The 24504-nt window shown below is 70.2% G+C and carries 19 protein-coding genes and 1 pseudogene; 10 read left to right on the top strand and 10 right to left on the bottom strand.

The genetic code is table 11. The features are described from left to right. Positions 1-39: 39 nt before the first annotated feature. Positions 40-1125, bottom strand: a complete 1086-nt coding sequence (locus LY13_RS19510) for a hypothetical protein (protein WP_253830043.1) — start codon at positions 1123-1125, stop codon at positions 40-42. Between the two features lie 181 nt (positions 1126-1306). Between LY13_RS19510 and LY13_RS19505 the strand changes: the two genes are divergently transcribed. Both LY13_RS19505 and LY13_RS19500 read left to right on the top strand, forming a co-directional pair. Continuing rightward, on the top strand, positions 1307-2071 hold the full coding sequence (locus LY13_RS19505; protein WP_253830042.1) for a deoxyribonuclease IV: 765 nt from the start codon (positions 1307-1309) through the stop codon (positions 2069-2071). Further along, a pseudogene (locus LY13_RS19500) lies at positions 2034-3053 on the top strand (glycosyltransferase 87 family protein); the annotation flags it as partial. The gene LY13_RS19505 and the pseudogene LY13_RS19500, both read left to right, overlap by 38 nt. 359 nt (positions 3054-3412) lie before the next feature. On the opposite strand, the gene LY13_RS19495 reads toward LY13_RS19500, so the two are convergent. The 3 genes from LY13_RS19495 to LY13_RS19485 all read right to left on the bottom strand — a co-directional run bounded on the left by LY13_RS19495 (position 3413) and on the right by LY13_RS19485 (position 9070). Beyond that, complete coding sequence (locus tag LY13_RS19495) at positions 3413-5182, bottom strand: glycosyltransferase family 87 protein (RefSeq protein ID WP_253830041.1); 1770 nt, start codon at positions 5180-5182, stop codon at positions 3413-3415. 99 nt (positions 5183-5281) lie between these two features. Next, positions 5282-8545 (bottom strand): transglycosylase domain-containing protein, encoded by a 3264-nt coding sequence (locus LY13_RS26025; protein ID WP_253830040.1) that lies wholly within the window; start codon positions 8543-8545, stop codon positions 5282-5284. A gap of 105 nt (positions 8546-8650) precedes the next feature. Beyond that, on the bottom strand, positions 8651-9070 hold the full coding sequence (locus LY13_RS19485; RefSeq protein ID WP_253830039.1) for a DUF5318 family protein: 420 nt from the start codon (positions 9068-9070) through the stop codon (positions 8651-8653). A gap of 266 nt (positions 9071-9336) precedes the next feature. Here LY13_RS19485 and LY13_RS19480 point away from each other — a divergent pair, with 266 nt between their 5' ends. After that, positions 9337-9981 carry a PadR family transcriptional regulator gene (locus LY13_RS19480; RefSeq protein WP_253830038.1) on the top strand — a complete coding sequence of 215 codons (645 nt, stop codon included), beginning with the start codon at positions 9337-9339 and terminating at the stop codon, positions 9979-9981. A 13-nt stretch (positions 9982-9994) separates the two neighbouring features. After that, complete coding sequence (locus tag LY13_RS19475) at positions 9995-11083, top strand: inositol-3-phosphate synthase (protein WP_253830037.1); 1089 nt, start codon at positions 9995-9997, stop codon at positions 11081-11083. A gap of 100 nt (positions 11084-11183) precedes the next feature. On the opposite strand, the gene LY13_RS19470 is transcribed toward LY13_RS19475, so the two are convergent. Further along, the gene (locus LY13_RS19470; RefSeq protein WP_253830036.1) at positions 11184-11825 is read right to left on the bottom strand and encodes an HAD family hydrolase; all 642 of its coding nucleotides are present in this window, start codon (positions 11823-11825) and stop codon (positions 11184-11186) included. Between the two features lie 309 nt (positions 11826-12134). Here LY13_RS19470 and LY13_RS19465 point away from each other — a divergent pair, with 309 nt between their 5' ends. Together LY13_RS19465 and LY13_RS19460 are read left to right on the top strand one after the other, a co-directional pair. Beyond that, the gene (locus LY13_RS19465; protein ID WP_253830035.1) at positions 12135-13346 is read left to right on the top strand and encodes an MFS transporter; all 1212 of its coding nucleotides are present in this window, start codon (positions 12135-12137) and stop codon (positions 13344-13346) included. 107 nt (positions 13347-13453) lie between these two features. Further along, positions 13454-15523 carry a PhoX family protein gene (locus tag LY13_RS19460; protein ID WP_253830034.1) on the top strand — a complete coding sequence of 690 codons (2070 nt, stop codon included), beginning with the start codon at positions 13454-13456 and terminating at the stop codon, positions 15521-15523. A gap of 194 nt (positions 15524-15717) precedes the next feature. On the opposite strand, the gene LY13_RS19455 is transcribed toward LY13_RS19460, so the two are convergent. Beyond that, positions 15718-16461, bottom strand: coding sequence for an alpha/beta fold hydrolase (locus LY13_RS19455; RefSeq protein WP_253830061.1), 744 nt, complete (start codon positions 16459-16461; stop codon positions 15718-15720). Positions 16462-16531: 70 nt separating this feature from the next. On the opposite strand from LY13_RS19455, the gene LY13_RS19450 reads away from it, so the two are divergent. Continuing rightward, positions 16532-17224, top strand: a complete 693-nt coding sequence (locus LY13_RS19450) for an SDR family oxidoreductase (RefSeq protein ID WP_253830033.1) — start codon at positions 16532-16534, stop codon at positions 17222-17224. Between the two features lie 87 nt (positions 17225-17311). On the opposite strand, the gene LY13_RS19445 is transcribed toward LY13_RS19450, so the two are convergent. Continuing rightward, positions 17312-18022: a YwaF family protein gene (locus tag LY13_RS19445; protein WP_253830032.1), complete on the bottom strand. Its 711-nt coding sequence runs from the start codon at positions 18020-18022 to the stop codon at positions 17312-17314. A gap of 196 nt (positions 18023-18218) precedes the next feature. On the opposite strand from LY13_RS19445, the gene LY13_RS19440 reads away from it, so the two are divergent. The 3 genes from LY13_RS19440 to LY13_RS19430 are packed head-to-tail and all read left to right on the top strand — an operon-like array spanning position 18219 to position 20193. Further along, complete coding sequence (locus LY13_RS19440) at positions 18219-18578, top strand: GntR family transcriptional regulator (RefSeq protein ID WP_253830060.1); 360 nt, start codon at positions 18219-18221, stop codon at positions 18576-18578. Then, positions 18575-19495, top strand: a complete 921-nt coding sequence (locus LY13_RS19435; protein ID WP_253830031.1) for an ABC transporter ATP-binding protein — start codon at positions 18575-18577, stop codon at positions 19493-19495. The genes LY13_RS19440 and LY13_RS19435 overlap by 4 nt, the downstream gene beginning before the upstream one ends. Continuing rightward, positions 19492-20193, top strand: coding sequence for a hypothetical protein (locus LY13_RS19430; RefSeq protein ID WP_253830030.1), 702 nt, complete (start codon positions 19492-19494; stop codon positions 20191-20193). The genes LY13_RS19435 and LY13_RS19430 overlap by 4 nt, the downstream gene beginning before the upstream one ends. 172 nt (positions 20194-20365) lie before the next feature. On the opposite strand, the gene LY13_RS19425 is transcribed toward LY13_RS19430, so the two are convergent. From LY13_RS19425 to LY13_RS19415, 3 genes are all read right to left on the bottom strand, one after another. Continuing rightward, positions 20366-21676 carry an amidohydrolase family protein gene (locus tag LY13_RS19425; RefSeq protein ID WP_253830029.1) on the bottom strand — a complete coding sequence of 437 codons (1311 nt, stop codon included), beginning with the start codon at positions 21674-21676 and terminating at the stop codon, positions 20366-20368. 194 nt (positions 21677-21870) lie between these two features. Further along, on the bottom strand, positions 21871-22530 hold the full coding sequence (locus tag LY13_RS19420; RefSeq protein ID WP_253830028.1) for a response regulator: 660 nt from the start codon (positions 22528-22530) through the stop codon (positions 21871-21873). Beyond that, on the bottom strand, positions 22527-24386 hold the full coding sequence (locus LY13_RS19415; protein ID WP_253830027.1) for a sensor histidine kinase: 1860 nt from the start codon (positions 24384-24386) through the stop codon (positions 22527-22529). The genes LY13_RS19420 and LY13_RS19415 overlap by 4 nt, the downstream gene beginning before the upstream one ends. Positions 24387-24504: the final 118 nt, after the last annotated feature.

The raw sequence follows: 24504 nt of genomic DNA, 5'->3' as shown, positions 1-24504 counted from the left end.
CAACGAACCACACGGGGAGGCGTGACGCATGCCCTCCGATCAGGCGTTCTTACGGGCGACCCACGCCCTGCTCAGACCCGCCACGACCAGCAGCAGTGCACCGACCGACACTGCCAGCGGCAGGCGGTCGGTCTCCGAGGCCTGCGGCAACGCGCGGGCCGTCCCGGACTTGCGCGTGGTGTTCTCCTGCGCACCCGGCCTGCTGCCCTGGTTCGGCACGTCCATGCCGGGGCCGACGGGCGCCTTCGGCACCGTGATGTCCGCGGACGGCGGCAGCTCCACCGGGCTGAGCGGCTGGGCGAGCACGTCCTGGTCGACGGGTGCCGGTGCCGGAGCGTCCGGGACGTCCGCCCCGGACTCGTCCTCGCCCGGGTCGGTGCCGGGACGTTCCGGCCCGGGCTCGGGTTCGGGCTGCGGTTCGGGCTGCGGCTCGCCGGGTTGTTCGGGGTCGCCGGGTTCCTCCGGTGCCGGTTCCTCGGGGGTGAGGCCCTCGGTGAGCCCGTGGGTCGTCGCGCCGAGCGTGTTGACGGTGCGCCGGGTGGTGTCGCACACCTGGCCGAGCGAGTCGACGACGAGGCCGGTCTCGTTCACGCCCAGGGTCGCGAGGGTCTCCTTCAACGGCAGCGACACGAGCGTGTCCTCGGCCTCCGACCCGGTTCCGATGCCGGCGAGCCCTTCGGCGCCCACCGCGGCCCCCACGTCGACGGCCAGCGGTTCGCCGTCCTCGCCCTTGAGCGTGGAGTCGCACTCGCCGTCGACGACCCTCGGTGCGCTGTCCTCGGATGTCGTGTCCCGGGAGTCACGGTCGTCGGCGCCACCGTCCTGGGAGGCGCTGTCGGTGGCTGCGTCGTCCGTGGTTGCGCTGTCGGTGGTTGCGCTCTCGGTGGACGTGGTGTCCTGGGATGCGCTGTCCCCGGAGTTGCTGTCCCCGGAGTCGGTCGTGGCGTCACGCGGTTCCGACAGCGTGGAGCTCCCGACGCGGTCGCCGTCGACGAGGCCGGTGTCGGCACCGCCGTCCGCCGCCTGCGCCACACCGCCGAAACCGAACACGGCGACGCCGGCCGCCGCCGTCACGACGCCCGTGCGCACGACGCCCCCACGCGCCGTTTTCCGGACGATCCTCACGAGCCCCACCCTCGTTCCGTTGACTTGCCGTTGGCTTGTCCGCTGTCACCGCGCCGCCCTCGCCGCGGCCACTGCCGCGCTGCCGCCGCGGCCGATCACTCTGCGTACCGCGCCGGGTGATCGGTGTCGTCACGGGTGAAGGTACTCGATGGGTGTCGTGGGTGGTCGATACCCTCGGACGATGGAGCTCGCTACGCGTGTCGGGGCGCACGTCCGGGACGACGATCCGTTGACCACGGCGGGTGAGGTCGGCGCGGACGCCGTCCAGTTCTTCCTCGCGGATCCGCAGGGGTGGAAGAAGCCGCAGCCGCATCCGCACGCCGAGGACCTGGTCGCGAGCGATGTCGAGGTGTTCATCCACTCGCCGTACGTGCTGAACGTGGCGTCGCTGAACAACCGTATCCGCATCCCCTCGCGCAAGGGTGTGACGCAGCATGCGGAGGCGGCCGCGACGGTCGGTGCGCGGGGACTCGTCGTGCACGGCGGGCACGTCCGCAAGGGTGAGGATCCGGCCGAGGGCGTCGCGAACTGGCGGAAGCTGTTCGAGCGGTCGTCGTTCGACGTGCCGATCCTCATCGAGAACACCGCGGGCGGCGACAGCGCCATGGCGCGTGACCTGGACATGCTGGCGCGTCTGTGGGACGCCGTCGGCGAGTTCGGTGCCGGTTTCTGCCTCGACACGTGTCACGCACACGCGGCGGGCTGGGACCTGACGACGGTCGTCGACGACGTCATGGCGATCACGGGGCGGATCGACCTGGTGCACCTGAACAACTCCCGCGACGAGGCGGGTTCGCAGCGGGACCGGCACGCGAACGTCGTCGGCGGCGAGGGCGCGATCGACGCCGAGGTGCTGCGTGCCGTGGCGCTCGCCGCGCAGGCGCCCGTGATCGTGGAGACTCCACCCGATGGCCAGCGAGACGACATCGCATACCTCCGCGGATGACGGCCCGTCCGGCGACACCGGGGACTCGGCCACCGGGTGCGGCCCGTCGCCGGCCACGCGCGCCGCGGCCGCTGCGGCCATCCTGCTGTGCGGCATCACGCTGGTGCTGGGGCTGCTGAACAAGCACCGCTGCACCGGTCCGGCGTTCGACGAGAACGGCCGCAGCACGCCGAACTACGCCGAGCGCAACTACCACGACGCGTGCTATTCGGACATCCAGTTCCTCTGGCTGGGCCGGGACGTCGACAAGCACGTGTTCCCCTACGTCCACGGGGACATCACGGCCGAGGGGCAGCTGGTCGGCGGCGCGCTCGAGTACCCGGTGCTGACCGGCATGCTCGTGTGGGCGGGTGCCGCCGTCGCCGACACCGACGCCGGGTTCCTGCTGGGGTCGGCCGTGTTGCTGGCGCCCTTCGGCCTGCTCACGGCGTGGATGCTGGGCAGGCTCGCCGGATGGCGGGCGTTGCTGTGGGCGCTCGGGCCGCCGCTGGTGCTGTACGCCTTCCACAACTGGGACCTGGCGGTGGTCGCGGCGTCGGTGGCCGCGTTCTTCGTGCTGCAGCGCGCTCGTGGTTCGCTGCGCAGCCGCGCGGGCTGGGCGGCCGTGCTGCTCGGCGTCGGGACGGCGTTGAAGCTGTATCCGGGGCTGTTCGTGGTGCCCCTCGCGCTGTATGTCTACGTCGAGAGCACGCGCACCGACGGCGCGCGGCGCGCGGTGCGGGAGGCGCTGCGGGTGCCGCTGCTGGCAGGCGGCGTCGTCGCGGCCGTGAACCTGCCGTTCGTGCTGGCCGGGTTCGACGGCTGGTGGGCGTCGATCGAGTTCCAAGGGCAGCGGCAGGCGGACGGGACGTCGAACTCGATCTGGTACTGGGGCGTGCGGCACCTGTTCTCCGGTGACGTGGCGTTCCAGCAGTTCACCGACGTCGCGTCGCCGCTGGCCGTGCTGACCGCGTTGGTGCTCGCCTGCGGCATCGGCTGGGACCGCGCCCAGCGTGACGGCGAGTTCCCGCTGCTGCAGGTGTGCGCGGCCGCGCTGTGCGGGTTCCTGTTGCTGCACAAGGTCCACTCGCCGCAGTACACGCTGTGGTTGCTGCCGATGTTCGTGTTGCTGCGGGTGCGCTGGGGGTGGATCGCGGCCTACCTCGCTGCGGACGTGGCGCTCGGCATCGGCATCTTCCGCTGGTACGGCGACTTCCAGCAGTCGATCGCGGACGGGTTCGCCGCGCAGGCCGTCGTCATCGGCGTGTGGGGCAGGGCGGCGCTGTTGGCGGGCCTGTTCGTGGCGTTCCTCGGCGCCCGCGCGGTCACCGACCACCGCCTCCCACGGGCGTCGCCGCCGGGCTACCTGCCGTCCGACCGGCCGGCGCCAGGCGGGTCCGACACCGGCGGGCCCGCCTGCCGCGACGACGGTGACGAGGGCGACGTCCGGGCGGGCCTGCGGCGCACCAGCGTCGACAGCCCGGGCAGCACCACGGCGTCCCGTGACCCCGACAGCACGCCGCCCAGCGGATCGTCGTCCCCGGAACCGGGTCCGGACGGGCAGCGCACCTGGTCGGCCGACGGCCGGTAGATCTCCCGCACGATCAGCACGCACAGCGCGACGACCATCAGGTCGCGTACGACGACCGTGCCCAGGAACCAGTCGTCGGGCAGGCCCTTCTCGGAGACGTCGACGTACGACAGCATCCGTGGCGCCCACACGAGGGCGTCGACGAGCATCCAGCTCAGCAGCAGCCGCCAACGCGGGATCGCGAGCACGGCCAGCGGCACCAGCCACAACGAGTACTGCGGGCTCCACACCTTGTTCGTCAGCAGGAACACCGCCACGACGAGGAAGCACAGTTGTGCCAGCCGCGGCCGTCGCGGCGCCGTCAGTGCCACGTACGCCACGGCGAGGCAGCCCAGCAGGAACAGTGCGCCGCTGACGGTGTTGAGCACGTTCGGCGTCTCACCCGCTTCGAGCGGCCCGTCGAACCCGGCCCAGCCCGTGAAGTGGGAGATCACGTTGTAGATGGAGTCCGGGTCCATGGCGCGTTCGGTGTTGAGGCGGAAGAACTCGCGCCAGCCCTCGGTGAACGCGGCCAGGAACGGCAGATTCACCGCCAGCCAGGTCCCTGCGGTGGCCAGCGTCGTCCTCGCCCAGTCGCCGATTCTGCCCGCCCGGACACACAGCACGAGCAGCGGTCCGAGCAGGAACAGCGGATACAGCTTCGCCGCCGCGCCGAGGCCGAGGAGTACGCCCGCGACCACGGGTCTGCGGCGGGCCCAGGCGAGCAGGCCGCACGTGGCCAGTGCCACCGCGACCGTGTCGAAGTTGGTGAACGCGTGCACGATGATCAGCGGTGAGATCGCCACCAGCACCGCGTCCCACGGTCTGCGGCGGGCGATCCGTGCGGTGGCCCAGATCGTCGTCAACCATGCGGCGGCGAGGAACAGCGCCGTGATGTTGAAGTACACCGCCACCGGCAGTGCGCCCGGCAGCAGACCCTTGTCGGCGACCCCGACCCAGCCGTGCGTGAGCTTCGCGTTGCCCCACTGGAACAGGCCCGTCAGCACCGGGTACTCCATGTAGCGGCGCTGGAATTCTCCCTCGGAGACCTCCTCGCTCCAGTGCGTCACGTAGGGAAACGTGTCGCCCCGGTCGAGCCGTTCCGCCGAGTACAGCGGGACGATGTCGGAGTAGCACATCGCCACGTACTGCCGGTTCGACTGCCAGTCCAGCTGCAGGTTGCCTGCGGAGTCCTCGTACTGCTGGATGCACGCCGCCTTGCCGAACCACGACAGCATCAGCGCGAGCACGCCGAGCAGCAGCCCTACTCGCAGCGGCGACCAGAACCAGTGCCTGCCCACGGCGGCGTGCTCGCCGAGCGGTCCGCCCAGCGGCGTCGTGGCCTTCTCGGCCAGCGGATCGGTGTGGCTCGGAATCACCCGCTGTGACAGGTCGAGCGACGCCGTCTCCGGGGTGCCCGCCCGCGCTTCCGTCGGCGTTACCGCCTGTTCGCGCTCCGCGGGGACGTCTGTGCCCGCCCGGTCCGGCTCGTCGTCGGAGCCGGCGTCCGGCGGGCCCGCCGGACCGGCGTGCGACGAGGAAGAAGGCATATCGCTGGGCACGCGTCGGATGTTACAAGCGGTAGCGGTGACGCTCCTGTAATGCGTCCCCCGCGCTGCGCCGTGGCCTCGGCAGGCGGCACGGCGCAGCGCGGGGCCCGATCAGCCGTCCCGTCCGCCGCCGTTGCCGTTTCCGTTGGCGTTCTCGGCGTCGTCGGGTTGGCCCGGATCGAAGATGCCGCCACCGCCGCCCTCGTCCTCACTGGGCTGGGTTTCGGGTGGCGAGCTGGGCTGGCTCGAACTGCCGTGCGACGGCGGGCCGTGCGACTGCGAGGGCCGCGGCGGCCTGCTGCTCTCCTGGCTGGTCGATTCCTCGCTGGAGGTGGGCTCGGGCGGCTCCTCCTGCGTGGGCGACGAGTCGTCGGTCACCGGCGCCCGCGCGGGCCCGAAGATCTCGTCGGAGCTGAGCTCGCTGAACTGCTCCGGGTCGAGCGGTTCGAGGTACCGGGTCATGAACTCTTCCCAGATCGACCCCGGCAGGCCGCTGCCGTAGATGGGACTGCCGTTGGCGTCCCGGATCGGTTCACCCCGGCCCGTGCCGACCCACGCGGCCGCCGAGATCTGCGGCGAGTAGCCGACCATCCAGGCCTGCGAGTTCTCGTCGGACTCGACGTCACCCTGGTCGTACTGGTGCGTACCGGTCTTGCCTGCGCACGCGTGGTCGCCGGGGCACGACAGGTCCGAACCGGGCAGCACGTCGATCATCGACTCGGTCACGTTGCGTGCGATCTGCCGGTTCTTCTCCGGGTCGGAGTCGAACGCCTGCTCGCCCTTCTTCGCGGCAGGCGTCGTCTCGTCGAACAGCACCTCGCCGTCGGAGGTCTCCAGCTTCGCCACGAAGTGTGTGTCGCGCTGAATGCCTTCGGCCGCGAACGTCGCGTACGCGCCCGCCATGTCCGTCGGCGTGACCTGGGTCTGCCCACCGCCGATGGAGATGTTGCCGTCGAGGCTGCCCATCGTCGGCTTCTCGCCGTGCTTCTCCGGGACGCCCGCGGCCTGCGCGGCCTCGGCGACCGCGCGGGGGCCGACGTCGTTGGTCACCATGTCGTAGAACACGGTGTTGATGGACCGTTCCATCGCCTCGCGGACGGTGCACGGGTTGCACTCCACGCCGCTGGAGTTGCCGACGGTGACCGTGCCGAACTGCCGCGGCGAACTGCCGTCGTACGTCGAGTACAGACCCTTCTCGCCCTGCTGCAGCAGTGCGGTGAAGTCGAACGGCTTGAACGACGACCCGGGGTTGCGCTGCACGTTGCCCCAGTCCATCTCGTCGACGCCGGGCTTGTTCGGGCCGCCGTAGTAGGCACGCACCCCGCCGCCCTTCGGGTCGACGGCGACGAGCGCCTTGCGGAGTTTCTTCGGCTCGCCCTTCATCACCTCGTTGACGGACTCCTTGGCAGCCTTCTGAGCCCGCTTGTCGATGGTGGTGTAGATCTTGTAGCCGCCGGTCTGGATCTTCTCCTGGGAGTAGCCCTTCTCGGCGAGCTCGGCCATGACGCGGTTCTTGATGAACGCGTCAGGGCCCGTCAGCGCCTCCGGTCTGGCCTTCTCGTCGGGGATCAGCTGCGGTACCTGTGCCGCGTTCCGCTCCTGCTTGGACACCCAGCCGTTGGCGACCATCTGATCCATCACGTAGGACCAGCGCTGCTCCCGGACCTGTTCGTCCTCGACACGGCCGGGCTGCTGGATCATGCCCGCCAGTAGCGCGGCCTCCGAGGCGTTGAGGTCCTTGGCGCTCTTGCCGTAGTACGACTGCGCCGCCGTCTCGATGCCGTACGCACCGCGTCCGAAGTAGATGGTGTTCAGGTACGCGGTGATGATCTCCGGCTTGGACTGCTCGTTGTTCATCTTGAACGACTTGACGAGCTCGGTCCATTTCCGCGTGTACGAGTACTCGTCGTTGTTGGTCGCGACCTTGATGTACTGCTGGCTGATGGTCGAACCACCGCCGGTTCCGCCCGTGGCCTGGTTCCACACCGCGCGCAGGATGCCGGTGACGTCGAAGCCCGAGTTGGTCTCGAACGTCGCGTCCTCGGCCGCGTACGCCGCGTGCTTGACCGTGTCCGGGATGTCTTCCGGCTTGAGGATGACGCGCCTGCCCTGGGGAGGCGCCTCCTCGGCCATCTTCTCGCCGCCCGCGTAGTAGTAGTTGACGACCTTGCCCTGCTCGGCGGCGACCTCTTCCGGGGTCGGCACGTCCACCAGGAAGTACGTCACGACGAACGCGATGGCCGGAAGCACGACGAACAGCCCGACGCACGCGTAGGCGGTGCGCCGGATCCGCCGCCAGCGCCGCTTCTTGCGCTGAGCGGGTGTGAGCACCTTCTTGCCCTTGCGGTCGGTCGGTTCCTCGCCGTCCGGATCGTCGACACCACCCTCGGCGTGGGACGACGCGACGACGGCCTCGTCGGAGAAGCCGTCCTCGTCGTAGGCGCCGGTGAGCGGGTCGGCCCGGTACGCCGTGTGGCCGTACGGGTCGGAGTAGTCGCGCCTGCCGTAGCCCTGGTGCGTGATCAGGCCCGGGTCGGCGTCCTCGGACGCGTGCGCGGCGTAGCCACCCGCCGCGGCGCCGGCCGCACCCGCCGCCGCAGCGCCGGGGCGGTTCTGGGGGAGTTCCTCGGGTCTGCCTTCGGGACGCCGGTCGTCGGGCCTGCGGCGATCGTCGGGACGTGCCTGCTGGTCCGGCCGACGCTGCTGATCGGGCCGGCGCGCACCGGGTGCCTGTTCGCCGTGTTGCTGCCCCTGATGACGCCGGTCGTCCGGGCCACGCTGGTCACGCCGCGGCTGGTCGGGACCACCGGGCGGCGGGCCCTGCCTGCGCCGCGGGTCCTGCTGCGGATCCACAGGGCGGCCTGCGGCGTCGCGGCCCGCCTCGGGGTGTTGCCTGCCCTGCGGTGGGCGCTGGGGCGGCGGGTGCTGACCGGGGTTACGGGGCTGGCCGGGCTGCTGCGGCTGCCGTGGCGGCCTGCCGCCCTGCGGCGGTTGGCCCTGCGGACCGGGCCTGCGGGGAGGCTGCTGGCCGGGCTGGCCCTGCTGACCGGGCCTGCGGGGAGGCTGCTGGCCGGGCTCCTGCGGCGGCCGCTGGCCACGGGGCGGCTGCTGGCCCTCCTGCGGCGGTCGCTGCTGCCGTGGCGGCCGTTGCGGGGGCTGCTGCGGAGGCTGTTGCTGTGGGGGCTGTTGCGGAGGCCGCTGCGGCCTGCGGGGCTGGTCGCCCTGCGGCGCGTTCCGCGGCGGACGCGGAGGTCTCGGCGGTTCGTCCGCTCCGTCACCGGGCCACTGCGGAGCGTCACCGGCTTCGGGGTGCCGGGGCTGCCGTGGGCGGCCTGGTTCCTCGTCCGGCCAGCCGTGATTTCCCTGGTCGTTCACTCAAGACCCTCCCAGATCGGCGCGTCGGGGAACGCCGTTCTGCGGACCCAACCCTCTCGTGTGAGCGGCTCGGTCCCCGGCCGCATGGTCGCGGTCGTCACGTCGTCACTGTCCCGCGGTCCTCCGTGTGTTCCGTGTCGTGCGGGGAGCCCGCTCCGGTGCCTCGGCCGTCCCCAGGACGTATGAGAGCACCAGGTGGTTCCACGCACATGCCCGGCAGACCTCTACGACGTAGACGGTGAACTCGGCGAAAAGCGAGGCCATGCGCTCGAGCTCGTCCGGCTTCCTCGCCGAACCCGCAGCGTGCTTGAGCTCGTCGCCGAACACCCAGCTGACCTGCGCCATCGCGGGTTTGCCGCACACGGGGCAGGCGTCGTCGTCAGGCACGCCGTGGAACTTGGCGGCCTGCAGCAACTGCGGGGTGGCGTCACACACGTCCATGGTGCTGGCCCGTCCCGTCCGGAACTCGGCCAGCAACGCACGGCGCTGGAGTGCGTAGTCGACGACTTGCCGCTGGTTCTGCACCTCAACAGAGTACGTGGTTCGCGGTGATTGGCCACGGGCCGTTCGTCGAACGGATCGACGGCGGCGAGGCGACACGCCGTCGAATCGGGTAACGGTCGAGTGACGGTTGTCCCTTGCGTGGGTAGCCGAGCGGTTAGCTACACCACTGCGATGTATCAACGCGATATAGTGAGGCGGTACATTGGGTCGTAGTCATCCGGCGGCCTGTCGATCCGGCAGGGCGAAACGCCGGTCGACGTCGATTCGTTCCCGAAGGGGGTGCCCGTGTGCTCGAGTTCGCAATTCTCGGCCTGTTGCACGAGGCGCCCATGCACGGCTATGTGCTGCGGAAACGTCTCCACGAGTCGTTGGGGATGTTCCGCACGTTCAGCTACGGATCGCTGTACCCGACACTGCGCCGGATGCAGCGGGCCGGCTGGATCGCCGAGGACACGGCCGACGGTGACGTCGCGGCCGGCCCGGCGAGCGGCCCCGCGCAGGCAGCGCACGCCTCTGCCACGACGCCGTGGAATCGCAGGGCGAGCAAGTCCAAGCGCGTGTACAAGCTCACGGCCGAGGGCAAGGAGCGGTTCGCCGAACTGCTCGCCGACGCCGGTCCTCAGACGTGGGACGACGAGGGATTCGGCGTCCACCTGACGTTCTTCTCACGCACGCCCGCCGACGTCCGCATGCGGATTCTGGAAGGCAGGCGCAGGCGGGTCGAGGAACGCCGCGAAGGTCTTCGGGCAGCGCTGGCCAGGGCCGAGGAAAAGATCGATCGCTACACCCGCGAGCTGCACGAGTTGGGACTCGAGACCAGCGAGCGGGAGGTGCGCTGGCTCAACGAGCTCATCGCGCATGAAAAGGCCGAGCAGGAGACGTCGACACGGGCGACCACTCGGCGTGACCCAGGTAGTACGGAACACGAGTAAGGGAGATACCGGCATGGGCGAGAATCGCCGCGTGAGGGTGGCCATCGCGGGTGTTGGCAACTGTGCGGCCTCGCTGGTTCAGGGTGTGCACTACTACCGCGACGCCGACAAGGGTTCGCGTGTCCCCGGCTTGATGCACGTCCAGTTCGGCGGCTATCACATCAGTGACATCGACTTCGTCGCCGCGTTCGACGTGGACGCCAAGAAGGTGGGCCAGGACCTGTCCGAGGCCGTTCTCGCGAGTGAGAACAACACGATCAAGATCTGTGACGTACCGCCGCTCGGCGTGGCCGTGCAGCGCGGCCACACACTCGACGGTCTCGGCAAGTACTACCGCGAGACCATCGAGGAGTCCGACGAGGCGCCGGTCGACGTCGCCGCCGCGCTGAAGGCCGCCGACGTCGACGTGCTCGTGTCGTACCTGCCGGTGGGCTCCACGGAGGCGACCGAGTTCTACGCGCAGGCCGCCATCGACGCGGGCGTCGCGTTCGTCAACGCCATCCCGGTGTTCATCGCCTCCGACCCGGTGTGGGCGGAGAAGTTCGAGAAGGCCGGGGTGCCGATCGTCGGTGACGACATCAAGTCGCAGGTCGGTGCCACGATCACGCACCGCGTGCTGGCGAAGCTGTTCGAGGACCGCGGGGTGCAGCTCGACCGCACCATGCAGCTGAACGTCGGCGGCAACATGGACTTCCTCAACATGAAGGAGAACGAGCGTCTCGAGTCGAAGAAGATCTCGAAGACGCAGGCCGTCACCTCGCAGGTCGAGCGCGACATGGGCAAGTCGAACGTGCACGTCGGCCCGTCGGACCACGTCGCGTGGCTGTCGGACCGCAAGTGGGCCTACGTGCGCCTCGAGGGCCGCGCGTTCGGTGACGCTCCGCTGAACATGGAGTACAAGCTCGAGGTGTGGGACTCCCCCAACTCCGCGGGCATCATCATCGACGCGCTGCGGGCGGCGAAGATCGCCAAGGACCGCGGTTTCGGCGGCCCGGTGCTGTCGGCGTCCTCGTACTTCATGAAGTCGCCGCCGGTGCAGTACGACGACTCCACGGCGCGTGACGCGGTGGAGGAGTTCATCGACCCTGCGGGCGACAAGTAGGTACGCAGCGGCTGTTCACGCAGCCACGCTGATCACGTGGTCACGCGGCGAAGGCGGGGCGGGTGCGGAACCCGCCCCGCCTTCGCGTGTCCGGGGCCCGTCAGAGGCCGAGGGCCGCGGGGAGGTCGCCGACGCTGTCGATCGTGCGGTGTGTCCTGGCGACGACCGTCTCGTCCGGGGGGTAGTGCGGGTTGGGGACCGCGTACACGGTCATGCCCGCGGCCAGCGCGGCCTGCAGCCCGCTGGTCGAGTCTTCGACGGCCGCGCACTCCTCCGCGTCGACTCCCAGCTGTGAGGCCGCTTCGAGGTAGACGTCGGGTGCCGGTTTGCCCTTCGCGACCTGTTCGCTGGAGACGGCGACCGGAACGCGGTCGGCGAGGCCTGTCGCGGTCAGGAACGACTCGATGAGCACCGGCGGTGACGAGCTGGCGATCGCGACCGGGTAGCGCTCCGCGACCTTGCCCAGGGCATCGGGCGCGCCGGGCAGTACCGGAGGTGCGCCGGCGTAGCGGTTGCGCATCTCGTCGATCACCGTGCGGGCGACCTCGTCGGGCGTGAGCTGCACGCCGACCTCGGTGACGAGGTACTCGGCCCACTCCGGAGTGCTCATCCCCTGCATCGCGCGGGTGGCCTCGTCGTTCCAGGTGCCGCTGTGGGCGGCCGCGACCTGTCGCCGCACCTCGTCCCACAGCTGCTCCGAGTCGACGAGCACTCCGTCCATGTCGAACACGACCGCCTGCATGCCCCGATCGTAGCCGCGGTGAGTCCCGGATATCGCTCCGGCGCGTGAGCGAACTTACTTCGCATGGCTAAGTTAGTTTGATTAGCATAGCTAATTGGAACGTCGCGTAGTGCGGTTCACCGTCGAGCCACGGCCACCGCTACGGCCACTGCCGCCCGCGGCCGCATCCACCGCGTGCCGGCACCCCGATCACTACGGCACCGAACACCACTGCGCGCCGAATGCAACTGCGCCACGACGAACCGGAATCTCGACCGGCCGTCACGAACCGGTCGTCACATCGATATCCGTGTCTGGAGGTTCGCGCCGATGAGTGAGCAGCATTCGCTGCTGTCGGCCGTCAAGGGTCAGCCGAAACAGGTCTGGATCACCGCGTTCGCCGCGGTCATCGCTTTCATGGGGATCGGACTGGTCGACCCGATCCTGTTGTCGATCGCCGACGGCCTCGACGCGACGCCGCAGCAGACGACGTTGCTGTTCTCGTCGTACCTGGCGATCCAGGTGGTCGCGATGTTGTTCACGAGTGCGGCGAGCGCGCGGTTCGGCGCCAAACGCACCGTCGTCGTGGGGCTGACGCTGATCGTGCTGGCGACCGCGCTGTGCGCCGCGGCGGGTTCGATCGAGCAGCTGATCGGACTGCGCGCGGTGTGGGGACTCGGCAACGCCTTCTTCATCGCGACGGCGCTGTCGGTGATCGTGGGCGCGGCCGCGGGTGGTCAGGCGGGCGCGATCCTGCTGTACGAGGCGGCGCTCGGGCTGGGCCTGTCGGTCGGGCCGCTGCTGGGTGCGTTGCTCGGGCACCTGTCGTGGCGCGGCCCGTTCATGGGTACGGCCGTGCTCATGGGTGCGGCGCTGGTGCTGTGCGCGGTGTTCCTGAACAGCGACGCGGGGCAGGCGCGGCCGCGGGTGAAGCTGCTCGATCCGTTGCGCGCGCTCGGCCACGGTGGCCTGCTGCGCACGTCCATCGGATCGGCCCTCTACACGGCCGGGTTCTTCGCGGTGCTGGCGTGGTCGCCGTTCGTGCTCGAATGGGGTGCGATCGAGATCGGGCTGATCTTCTTCGGCTGGGGACTGTGCGTGGCGATCGCGGGTGTCGTGCTCGCGCCGCGGTTGGCCGCGCGGCTGGGCGAACGTCACGCGACGGCACTCGCCGTCGCCGGCTACGCCGTGCTGCTCCTGGTCATGGCGGTGCCCAGCAAGCCGCTGCTGGTGGTCGCGATCGTCGTCAGCGGCCTGATCTCCGGGCTGTTGAACACGTTGTTCACCGGGACGGCGATGTCGATCAGCGAGGCGCCCCGTCCCGTCGCCAGTGCCGGGTACAACTTCTGCCGCTGGCTCGGCGGTGCCGCGGCGGCGACGCTCGTGGGCCACGTGGCGGAGTGGTTCGGTTTCGACCGCGCGCCGTTCCTGGCCGCGGCCGTGCTGTCGGCGATCGCCGCCGGGTTGCTCCTCGTTCCGCGCGGCGGTAAGGACTCCACTCGGGTGCCCACGGAAGCGGCTCTGGTGGGTGAGGAGGTCTGAACAAGGGAGTCCGCCCGTTCTCCCGTCGTTCACTTCGCGGATGGGAGTCACTCAAGTTCGGCACCTAACGTCACGACTGTTCCCCTGACCGAGTGACTGGAGGCCGCGTGTCCGCCAAGCCTGGGCGTTTTCTCCCACTGCTGACTACCCACCGAACCGGCCGTTCGCCGGTGACGTGCGAATACCGGTGCGGCAATCAGTGTTCCCACCCCGCCCCGAACACCTCCGAGAACGAATACTTCGGCGACGTCGTCCGTAACGTCGTGTCCCGCCGCGGCGCGCTGCGTGCCGGTGGCGTCATGGCTGCGACGGCCGCCGGGTTCGCGGCCATGGCGGGTACCGCCGCGGCCGAGGTGCCCGCGTTGGCCGCGAACCCCGGCCGCGGCAACGGCCACGGTCACGGGCGCCCGGGCGGCCGCGCCGTGCCCGGCACGGACTTCGCGCCCGTCGCCCCGAACACCCGTGACGCGGTGACGGTCCCGGACGGCTACGAGCAGCAGGTCGTCATCCGCTGGGGTGACCCGGTGGTGCCCGGCGCCCCCGAGTTCGACCTGAACAACCAGACCGCGGCGGCGCAGGCGAAGCAGTTCGGCTACAACAACGACTTCGTCGGCCTCATCCCGCAGGACGGCTCCGGCAAGCGCAACTTCCTGGTGGTCAACCACGAGTACACCACCGAGACGGAGATGTTCCCGGAAGGCACCTACGACGCGGCGAACCCGACCGAGGAGCAGGTGCGCATCGCGTGGGCCGCGCACGGGCTGTCGGTGGTCCAGGCCGACCGCACCCGCGACGGCGGCCTCGAGGTCAAGCCCAGCCGGTACAACCGCCGCATCACGATCGACACCGAGTTCGAGGTGCGCGGCCCGGCCGCGGGTTCGGACCTGCTGAAGACGTCGGCCGAGCCGACGGGCACGGTCGTCCGCGGCACGCAGAACAACTGCGCGGGCGGTGTCACGCCGTGGGGCACGGTGCTGTCCGGTGAGGAGAACTTCCACCAGTACTTCGCCCACGGTGAGCGGGTCACCGACCCGGCGCAGGCCGAGCGGCTCGAGCGGTACGGCCTCGCCGGCGGCGAGACCAGCCGCAAGTGGGAGCGGTTCGACAAGCGCTGGGACGTCTCGCAGGAACCGAACGAGGTCCACCGCTTCGGCTGGGTCGTCGAGATCGACCCGAACGACCCGAACGCCAAGCCGATCAAGCACACCGCGCTGGGCCGGTTCAAGCACGAGGCCGCGAACGTGAAGATCGCGCGTGACGGCCGGGTCGTCGTGTACTCGGGTGACGACGAGCGGTTCGACTACATCTACAAGTTCGTCTCCAAGGGCCGGTTCAAGCCGGGCCGCAGCGCGCACGCCCGCAGGCACAACATGGCGCTGCTCGACGAGGGCACGCTGTACGTCGCCAAGTTCACCGGGAACAGCCCGGCGAGCGAGATCGACGGCAGCGGCCGGCTCCCCTCGGACGGCGAGTTCGACGGCACCGGCGAGTGGCTGCCGCTGGCCAGCGGTGACGAGTCGTTCGTGGACGGATTCACCGCGGAGGAGGTCTACGTCTTCACGCGGCTGGCCGCCGACAAGGTGGGCGCGACCAAGATGGACCGTCCCGAGGACATCGAGCCCAACCCGGTGAACGGCCGGATCTACGCCGCGCTGACGAACAACACCGACCGCGGCGCGAGCGGAAAGGCGGGCGTCGACGAGCCGAACCCGCGCAACGGCAACAAGAACGGCCACGTCCTCGAGTGGGACGAGGACGGCACCGAGACGAAGTTCGTGTGGCGGCTCCTGCTCGTGTGCGGCGACCCGGAGGCGGCGGACACGTACTTCGGCGGGTTCGACAAGAGCCAGGTCAGCCCGATCTCGTGTCCGGACAACGTGGCCTTCGACGGCTACGGCAACCTGTGGGTCTCCACCGACGGCAACGCGCTCGGCTCGAACGACGGACTGTTCTCCGTGCCGGTCACGGGCCCGAACCGCGGTGAGGTGAAGCAGTTCCTCACCGTTCCGGTGGGCGCCGAGACGTGCGGTCCCGTGGTGCGTGACGACCTCGTGCTCGTCGCGGTGCAGCACCCGGGTGAGGGCGGCGAGCCCGGGTCGAGCTGGCCCGACGGCGGCCACGCGCGGCCCGCGATCGTCGCGGTGCGTAAGGCCGACGGCGGCCGCATCGGCGCCTGACCCTCTCGATCAGGTAACGCGGTTCTGCCCCCAAGGGCACGCCCGCCCGTCTCCCACCTCCGCCCATCCGAGGCGGTCGCAACGGCCAACTGGGCATGCGACTACTCGGCGCGTTCGATACGAACGTGTGGGTGGTGGCCGACGGGTGGGCGCAACCAGGGTGCCCTTGGGGGCACGTCGCTGCCTACGCGGCGTCACGCCTCGGCGAGGAACCGTTCCACGGACGTGGCCAGGGCGACCGGCGTCTCGTCGATGCCGTAGTGACCCGCGTTGGCCAGTTCTTCGAGCTCGGCCTTCGGGTACCACTCGGCGAACGTCGCCTTCATCGTGTCCGGGCCGAGCGCCGGGTCGTGTTCACCGGCGATCACCTTGATCGGAACGTCGCTTCCCATGATGCGCTCGTGGAAATCGGTGCCGCTCCACGCTTCGAAGTAGGCGGCGACGGCGTCGCGGTCGGCCTCGAGCGAGTGCCGCACGATCGCGTCGAGCCACGTGCCGGTGAGACGGCTGCCGGTGGTGAAGTCGACGATCGACCGCCGGTTGTCGGCCGAGTCCGCGGCGCCCGCGAACAGTTGCCTGCTCTGCTCGTCGAGCGGCACGCCGCTCGCGGGAACGGGTGAGATGCCGACCATCGCGCGGACGCGTTCGGGCGCCTCGGCACAGACGTACTGCATCACGCTGCCGCCCATCGAGTGCCCGATCAGCGAGAACCGTTCCGCGCCGAGCTCGTCGGCCAGTGCCAGCACATCGGCGGCCGCCTCCGCGATGCTGTGGTCGCCGGACTCGTCTCGACGATCGCCGTAGCCGCGGTAGTCGTGGAAGACGTAGGTGAACCGTTCGCGATCGAGGTGGGGTTCGAACGCCGTCCACGCCCGGCTCGAGCCGAACCATCCGTGCAGTGCGATGACGATGTGCTCGCCGCTGCCGACCTTCCGCATGCCGTGTTCCTCCTCGATCGTCGTTGATCTCGTGGCACCAGCGTGGCACATGCGCACTACCGTGGCCGTCATGACCGATCGCCCACTCGCACTCGTCACCGGATCCTCCCGCGGCATCGGCGCTGCCGTCTCCCGTGGTCTCGCCGGCACCCACCGCGTGCTGCTCGGCGGCAGGGATTCCGCAGCGCTGTCCGCACTCGCGGCCGAACTGCCCGACGCCCGGCCCTGGCCCGTCGACCTGTCCGACGAGGCGGCCGTCGCCGACGCCGCCGCGCGGATCGACCACCTCGACGTGCTCGTCCATTCCGCGGGTGTCGCCCGGCTCGGTGATGTGGCGGATTCGCCCGCCGAGGCGTGGCGCGCCGACTTCGAGGTCAACGTCGTCGCTGTGGGCCAGCTGACGCGGTTGCTGCTGCCCGCCCTGCGCAGCGCCCACGGCCACGTCGTCGTGATCAACTCCGGGCAGGGGCTCGCCGCCCGTGAGGGCTGGGGGCCGTACGCGGCGAGCAAGTTCGGCGCCCGCGCGTTCGCGGACGCGCTGCGTGCCGAGGAGGAGCCGCGCGGCCTGCGGGTGACGTCGGTGTACCCCGGCCGGACCGACACCGAGATGCAGCAGGCCGTCGTCGCGGCCGAGGGCGGCGAGTACCGGCCGGAGAAGTACCTGCGCCCGGAGTCGGTCGCCGGTGCGGTGTCCGCGGCCGTTCTGGCGGGCCCGGACGCCCACCTGACCGACATCACCGTCCGCCCCCGGCCCCACCGGTAGTCCTGGCCAGGGCCGGTGGGCATCGGTGCCACGGCCGGGTTGTTCCGCGGCCGGCGGCCCGGTCCGGCGGCGTGGTCCGGCGGCGCCTCACGGTGCGCGGTCGCGATCGCGGAGCCGTACCCACGGCCAGGTCATCAGTGCCCACACCGCGAGCAACAGCGCGGCGACGGGCAGGAGGTACCAGGGCCACGGGCCGAGCACGTCCAGTATCGAGACCGTGTCCGACGTGCCGTTGAGGAAGCCGTAGTTGGTGCCGGCAACGCCGTTGAAGGTCATCGTCACGGCCGCCCACGCCAGCGTGACGGCCACCGCGAGGCGGTAGCCGCGCCAGTCGACGCGCATCCCCAGGCCCCAGGTGAGGTAGATCGCGGCCAGCATGGCCAGTAGGTGGCTCCCCCAGAACAGCAGGTAGTTGGCGTGCGGGAAGTCCGGGCCGGTCAGCGCGGGTGAGATCAGCGCCTGGGTACTCAGCACCAGCCCCCAGTAGTACGCGAGGGCGTGCGCCCACGCGCGCCGGAAGTACAACGCGTAGGCGGCGACCAGCGGCACGAGGTCGGAGAGGTGCAACGGCACCGAGCGTTCGAGAGTCGGAGGGACCGCCTCGTACACCAGGTCCGCCCCGCTGACGACCACGATCGTCGCCGCGAATACCCGGCTGAAGAGTTGCGCCCGGGCCGTTGTCCGCTGCGTTCGGCCCAGGTGGACGACCAGCGGCGCGCCGACCGCGAAGACTCCCACGGCCAGCCAGTGCGACAACCCGTACGGGGAGAACTCTCCCGCAGTCGTGACCGCTATCACGTTGCGGACCCTAACTGTGCCCGCCGTGTGTGGCCGCCCCTTCCGTAGCCCCAAGGGCACTGTGGTTGCGCTCAATGCGACCAGGGTGCCCCTGGGGGCGTCTTCCGCGTCGCGGTGAGTTGACACCCCAGCGCCCTGGTGACATGGTTACCTACATGACTAATGAACCGGTGTGGTTCAGGGGGAGGCGATCGTGATGGACGACCCGCGGCCGTTGTTCCAGCAGATCGCGGAACAGATCGAGGACTCGATCATCGATGGGTCCCTGCCGGAGGAGAGCAGGGCGCCGTCCACGAACGAGCTCGCCACGTTCCACCGGATCAACCCGGCCACCGCGGCGAACGGCATCAATCAGCTCGTGGCCGACGGCCTGCTCTACAAGAAACGGGGAGTCGGAATGTTCGTGCAGGCGGGAGCAAGGGAAAAGCTCGTCGAGCGCAGGCAGGAGGCGTTCGGCCGGTCGTACATCGCTCCGCTGCTCGCCGAGGCGAAACGACTCGAAATGGACGCCGAGGACGTGAAGAAGATGATCGACGCCTGGAGGGACGAACAATGAGCGTGGTAAGTCTGCAGGGGGTGACGAAACGCTACGGCGAGACCAGGGCTGTCGACGACGTCTCCTTCGACCTGCACGAGAACCGCATCCACGGCCTGCTCGGCCGCAACGGGGCTGGCAAGAGCACGGCGATGCGGATGCTCACGGGACAGGAGGTCCCGACGTCGGGCCGGATCCGCGTGTTCGGGGAGAACCCGTACGAGAACGCCGACGTGCTGCAACGGGTGTGCTTCATCAAGGAATCGCAGCGTTACCCGGACATCTTCATCGCCCGGCACGCGCTCGAGGCGGCGGCGATGGTGTTCCCGAACTGGGACCAGGACTTCGCCGACCGGCTGGTCGACGAGTTCCGACTGCCGCTCAAGCAGCGGGTGAGGAAACTGTCGCGCGGGCAGCTCTCGTCGGTGGGCGTGATCATCGGCCTCGCGGCGCGTGCGCCGCTGACGTTGTTCGACGAGCCGTACCTGGGACTGGACGCCGTGGCACGCCAGGCGTTCTACGACCACCTGATCGCCGACTACGCCGAACACCCGCGCACGATCGTGCTCTCGACACACCTGATCGACGAGGTCGCCGACATCATCGAGCACGTCACGGTGATCGACCGCGGCCGGATCGTCATGGACGACTCGTCCGAGAACCTGCGCAGCCAGGCGGTGACCGTCAGCGGTCCGACGAAGGCGGTCGAACAGTTCTCCGACGGACACGACGTGCTGCACCGCGAGGACCTCGGCGGTTTCACCCGCGTGCTGCTCGCAGGCGTTCCCAGCGAACGCGAGACGGCGAGCCTGCAGGTCGAACCGGTGTCGCTGCAGCAGCTCGTCGTCCGGACCACACAGTTCCACGACGCCGAGCTCGCGGGCGCGGGCAACGGCCCCGGTAACAGCAACGGCACTGGCAAGGGGGACCGGTCATGACACAGCTCGTGAAAGTCGCGCGGATCCAACTGGTGAACGCGCGCATGGTGCTCGGCCTGCCGTTGCTGGTGCTCGCCTGCGTACTGGCGGCGAACATCGTCATCTTCATGGCGATCCAGGCCCCCGAGTCACCGGGCGATGCCCCCATGACGGGCGCGCTGATCTCGGTCTACATCGTCACGCTGGTGACGCACGTCCAGACGATGACGCAGATGTTCCCGTTCGCGCTCGGCCTCAGCATCACGCGACGGGATTTCGTGGCCTCGGCGGGACTCGTCGTCGTCGGGCAGGCCCTGTTGTACGGGGTGATCATCTGGGTGATGTCGCTGATCGAGGGCGCCACCGGGGGCTGGGGCCTCGACCTCGCGATGTTCGACCTGGCGTTCCTGCAGCAGAGCAACGTCGTGACGCAGATCCTCGTCTACACGGGGCCGTTCCTGCTGTTGTCCTTCGCGGGACTGTGGACGGGCATCGTCTACCAACGCTGGGGACAGCCGGGCGTGTGGGTGCTGATGCTGTCGCTCGGGGCGTTGCTCGTCGGGCTACTGGCGCTGATCGGCTGGCAGGACTGGTGGCAGCCGGTCTTCGACTTCTTCGCGGAGACGTCGACGCTGGTGTTGTTCGCCGTCTATCCGGCGGTGATCGCCGCGGTGCTGGCGGCGGCGACCTACGCGACCAGCCGTCGCGCGGTTCCGTGACCGGCCCGATGAATCAGCGGGCGCACGCGGCTTTCCGGTAACGGGGAGAACGCTGTCCGGGCGAACGCTCAGTCGGTGCGGAGCCGCTGGTGGTGCGAACCCGCAGGTGGCGCCGGCACCTCTGGAGACGCGGAGGCTCAGGTGGCGCCGCCGCCTCAGGTGGTTCGGAGACTCAGGTGGTTCGGAGACGCTGTGCCGCGGCGGCGACGTCGGCCTGCGCCCGGCCACGGTCCACACGGGACGACTCGCCGTCGGCGACGACCTGTTCGCCCGCGACCCACACGTCCCGCACCCGGCGGGACCCCGCGGCCCACACGAGGTTGCCGAGGAGCTGGTCGTCGGGCACGTCGAGGCCCGTGGCGAACGCCGGATCGTCGACGTCGACGTGCACGACGTCCGCCCAGCGGCCGGGTTCGAGTGCGCCGATGTCGTCGCGGCCGAGGGCGTCGGCACCGCCGCGGGTGGCCAGCAGCAGAGCCGCCGACGCCGTCAGCGCAGTGGCGTCGCCTTCGGCGAGGCGTGCGAGCATCGCCGACAGCTGCACCTCTTCCCACAGATCGAGGTCGTCGTTGCTGGAAGGGCCGTCGGTGCCGAGTCCGATGCGGATGTTCGCGGCGCGAAGGTCGGCCAGCCGGGCGATGCCGGAAGCCAGCTTGGCGTTCGATCCGGGGCAGTGGGCGACACCGGCGCCGCGGTCGGCCAGCAGTGTGATGTCCTCATCGGACAGATGAACCGCGTGGGCAGCCACGATCCTGCCGCGCAGCAGGCCGACCTCGTCGAGTAGCTTCGGCACCGAACCGTGTGCGGAGCGCTGCGCGGCGTCCTCGTCCGCGGCTTCGGCGACGTGAATCTGCACCAGGGCATCGCGCGCGGCGGCTTCGTCGGCGATCGCGCCGAGCGCCTCCGGGGGCAGCATGTACGCCGAGTGGCCCGCGTACGACAGCTCGATGCGCTCGCCCGGCCCGAAGCGCAGGCCGTCGGCGTCGATCCACTTGCTTGCGTCGGCCAGCAGCGCGCGCCAGTCGAGGCCGGGCAGGTCGATGATCGGACCGCCGATGACGCCGCGTGCGCCCGTGGTGAGCACTGCGTCGGCCAGCTGTTCGGCGTGGAAGTACATTTCCGCGCTGGTCGTGACGCCGCGGCGGAGCATTTCGACCGATCCCAGGACCATGCCGGCGTGCACGTCGGCGGGCTGGAGCTTCGCCTCGGTGGGCCAGATGACCTCGCGGAGCCAGCGCAGCAACGGGAGGTCGCCGCCCATGCCGCGGAGCAGCACCATCGGGCTGTGCGCGTGCGTGTTGACCAGACCAGGTAGCAGGATTCCCTGTTTGGCGGTGGTCGTCGCGGCCGTCGCCGGGGCTTCGCTCGCCGGTCCGCAGTACGTGATGCGGCCGTGTTCGTCGATGTCGACGGCGCCATCGCGGATGACGGAACACTCCGGATCGGCGGGCAGTACCACGGGCGCTGTCAGGCGGTGGATCATGTGCCCACTCTATCGAGCGACTCGCCCGTCACCCGGGTCTTGTGTCCTCAGCTATACAGCCGCTCCGAGCGAGCCCCGGCCATGCATGCGGTTTGATCAGCGACATCGACAGCGAGGCCAGGTCGAGCCATCGCCACCCCTCCACGCCACGTTCGATCAGACACACTGTCACCAATCGCGTGGCCGGGTGCAGCTCAGTCGGCGACGATGCCGCTCCGCCAGGCCCATGCGGCGATCTCGACCCGGTTTCGGGCGCCGATCTTGTTCTGCACCGCGGCGAGGTGCGTCTTCACCGTCGACAGCGACAGGAACAGCTCCTCCCCGATCTCCGTGTTCGTGTGCCCGCGGGCCGCAGCCCGGACGACGTCGAGTTCCCGCGCCGTCAGCGGTTCCGCAGGCTCCTCCACTGTGGGCGCATCGTCGGCAGGGGCGTCGGCGAAGTGCTGCAGCAGCCGCACCGTGATCTGCGGCGACACCAGGGCGTCGCCGCGCGCGGCCGCGCGGATCGCCTCCAGCAGCAGTGCGGGCCCGGCGTCCTTGAGCAGGAATCCCGACGCCCCTCCGGTGAGCGCGCTGTGGACGTACTCGTCGAGGTCGAACGTCGTCACGACCACGACCTTCAGCGGGTCGGCGACGCCGGGGCCCGCCAGGTGCCGCGTGACCTCGAGGCCGTCCATGCCGGGCATGCGGATGTCGAGCAGGCACACGTCCGGGCGCAGCTCGCGTGCCTTGCTCACGGCGTCGATCCCGTCCGCCACGTCGGCCACGACCTCCATGTCCTCGGAGGCGTCCACGATCATGCGGAAGCCGGTGCGCACCATGTCCTGGTCATCGGCGATCAGTACCCGGATCACTGCGATTCTCCCTCTCCCCGCAACGGCAGCGACGCTTCGACGACCCAGCCGCTGCCGTGCCCGTCATCGATCCGGCCGGCGCTGAGCGTGCCACCGAGCAGTTCTACCCGCTCGCGCATGCCCACCAGACCGTAGCCGCCGACCGCAGCCAGCGGTCCCGGGTCGCCGGGTGCGCCGTCGTCGGCCACCCGGATGTGCAGCAGGTCGCGCGCTCCGCTGCCGGGGCCGCCACCGGAATCACCACCGGAATCACCACCGGAATCGCCACCGGGCAAGCCGTCCCCGGTTTCGCCGTGCACGCTCACCCAGACCGCCGAGGCACCCGCGGCGTGCTTGCTGACGTTGGTGAGCGCCTCCTGCACGATGCGCAGTGCCGAGCGCGCCACCTCCTGCGGTAGTTCCGGCGGCACCTCGACGTCGAGTTCCACCGGCATGCCGTGTGCCGCCGAGGTGGCGAGTTTGCGCAGGTCGGCATCGAGGTTCGTGGTCGCTTGCTCCCCGGATGCCGCAGGCTGCTCCCCGGTGGCGGACTCGCCCGTTTCGCCCGTCTCCCCGCGCATGCTGCGCACGAGACGTCGCATCGCCGCGAGCGCCTCGGTGCCGGCGTGCTCGATCTGCCCCAGCGAATCGGCGACGACGTGCGGATTCTGCTCGGCGACGATCCGCACCGCCTGCGCCTGCACCACGATGCCCGTGACGTGGTGTGCCACGACGTCGTGCAGTTCGCGGGCCAGCGCCATCCGCTCGGCGGTCTGCGCCTCGGCGACCGCGGCTTCGACGGTGGTCTTGCGTTCGGAGTCGCGGGCTCGCAGGAACAGGCCGACCGCCACGCTGATGCCGAGCAGCAGCACCGCGAACATGCTCATGCCGTTCAGCAGCTCGGCCCGTAGACCTGTCCCGTACACGGCCGGTTCGATGAACGTCACGACCTGCGCGATCGTCCCTGCGGCGACCGCAACGGCGAGCGTGATGATGGCCGTGACGGCACGGCACGGCGATTCGAGGCGCACCAGCAGCGCCGTGACGATCATGCCCGAAACGGTGGCCGCGACGGGCAGTCCGCCGAACGAGACGTACCGGTCGGTGTCGACCGCCACCGCCAGCACCGTGGTTGCCACGACCACACCGGCCAAGCCGAACGCGGATCGCAGGGGCGAGTTCGGCGCGCGGAGCGCCAGCACCGCGGCGACGATCGCGGGCACGGCCATCACCAGCTCGGGCCACAGCTCGGAGAGCATGATCGATGCGTCCAAGAACAGCGCCACCGCGAGCACGCCGACGAGCAGCCACCGCTGTCGCAGCAGCGTGCCCAGCGCGCCGTCGCCGATCCCCTGGCGGGCACTGGCGCCGGGAACGACGGACACGACCAGCAGCACCAGTCCGATACCGGCCAGCTGCAGTAGGTGCACGTTCGCATCGCGCAGCACCGCGGTCGCCAGTTCGGCCGCCACGAGCGCGGAGATCGTCACGATCGCCATCGGGGCGGGCGCCGACCGCGCGCAGTAGTAGACGAGCAGCATGCCGGCGACGCATTCGGCGAACGACGTCTCCGGCAGCAGTGTCGAGAACGTCGGGGCGTCGACGAAGTCGATCAGCACCGAGTTCGCGCCGAGCACGCAGGCGCCGGACCAGCCCGCGAGCACGGGTCTGGACTTGCCGGTCACCGCACAGGCCACCAGCAGCAGGATTCCCGGGAGTGGCAGCAGATCGAGGCCGGGCGAGCCCGCGCCGTCGACCGACGCGGGCAGCAGCACGGCGAGGTCCGCCAGCACGGCGGCGAGCAGCACCATGTCCGCGGGATCGACCTGGCGCAGCAGCCGGGTGGCGCGGTCGCGGACCGGGGACGTGTCGGGCATGCCGCGGACGGTAGTCGAGCCGGTTCCGGGTGCGGCCCGGCCGGACGGCTCGCGTCGGGTCGGCCGATCGGCCGATGCCCCACCGGACCGTTCCGGCCGTCCGTCCGAAGTGGGCGGC

This window comes from Prauserella aidingensis (assembly GCF_024171865.1).
Taxonomy (GTDB): Bacteria; Actinomycetota; Actinomycetes; order Mycobacteriales; family Pseudonocardiaceae; genus Prauserella; species Prauserella aidingensis.
Note: the sequence above shows the minus strand (reverse complement) of the source record. Positions and strands in the feature narration are given on the sequence as shown.

Excerpts from the sequence above, each read along its gene's own strand:
- LY13_RS19505 (WP_253830042.1), top strand. The coding sequence starts at position 1,307 with ATGGAGCTCGCTACGCGTGTCGGGGCGCACGTCCGGGACGACGATCCG.
- LY13_RS19475 (WP_253830037.1), top strand. The coding sequence starts at position 9,995 with ATGGGCGAGAATCGCCGCGTGAGGGTGGCCATCGCGGGTGTTGGCAAC.
- LY13_RS19470 (WP_253830036.1), bottom strand. The coding sequence starts at position 11,825 with ATGCAGGCGGTCGTGTTCGACATGGACGGAGTGCTCGTCGACTCGGAG.
- LY13_RS19465 (WP_253830035.1), top strand. The coding sequence starts at position 12,135 with ATGAGTGAGCAGCATTCGCTGCTGTCGGCCGTCAAGGGTCAGCCGAAA.
- LY13_RS19455 (WP_253830061.1), bottom strand. The coding sequence starts at position 16,461 with ATGCGGAAGGTCGGCAGCGGCGAGCACATCGTCATCGCACTGCACGGA.
- LY13_RS19450 (WP_253830033.1), top strand. The coding sequence starts at position 16,532 with ATGACCGATCGCCCACTCGCACTCGTCACCGGATCCTCCCGCGGCATC.
- LY13_RS19440 (WP_253830060.1), top strand. The coding sequence starts at position 18,219 with ATGGACGACCCGCGGCCGTTGTTCCAGCAGATCGCGGAACAGATCGAG.
- LY13_RS19435 (WP_253830031.1), top strand. The coding sequence starts at position 18,575 with ATGAGCGTGGTAAGTCTGCAGGGGGTGACGAAACGCTACGGCGAGACC.
- LY13_RS19430 (WP_253830030.1), top strand. The coding sequence starts at position 19,492 with ATGACACAGCTCGTGAAAGTCGCGCGGATCCAACTGGTGAACGCGCGC.
- LY13_RS19425 (WP_253830029.1), bottom strand. The coding sequence starts at position 21,676 with ATGATCCACCGCCTGACAGCGCCCGTGGTACTGCCCGCCGATCCGGAG.
- LY13_RS19415 (WP_253830027.1), bottom strand. The coding sequence starts at position 24,386 with ATGCCCGACACGTCCCCGGTCCGCGACCGCGCCACCCGGCTGCTGCGC.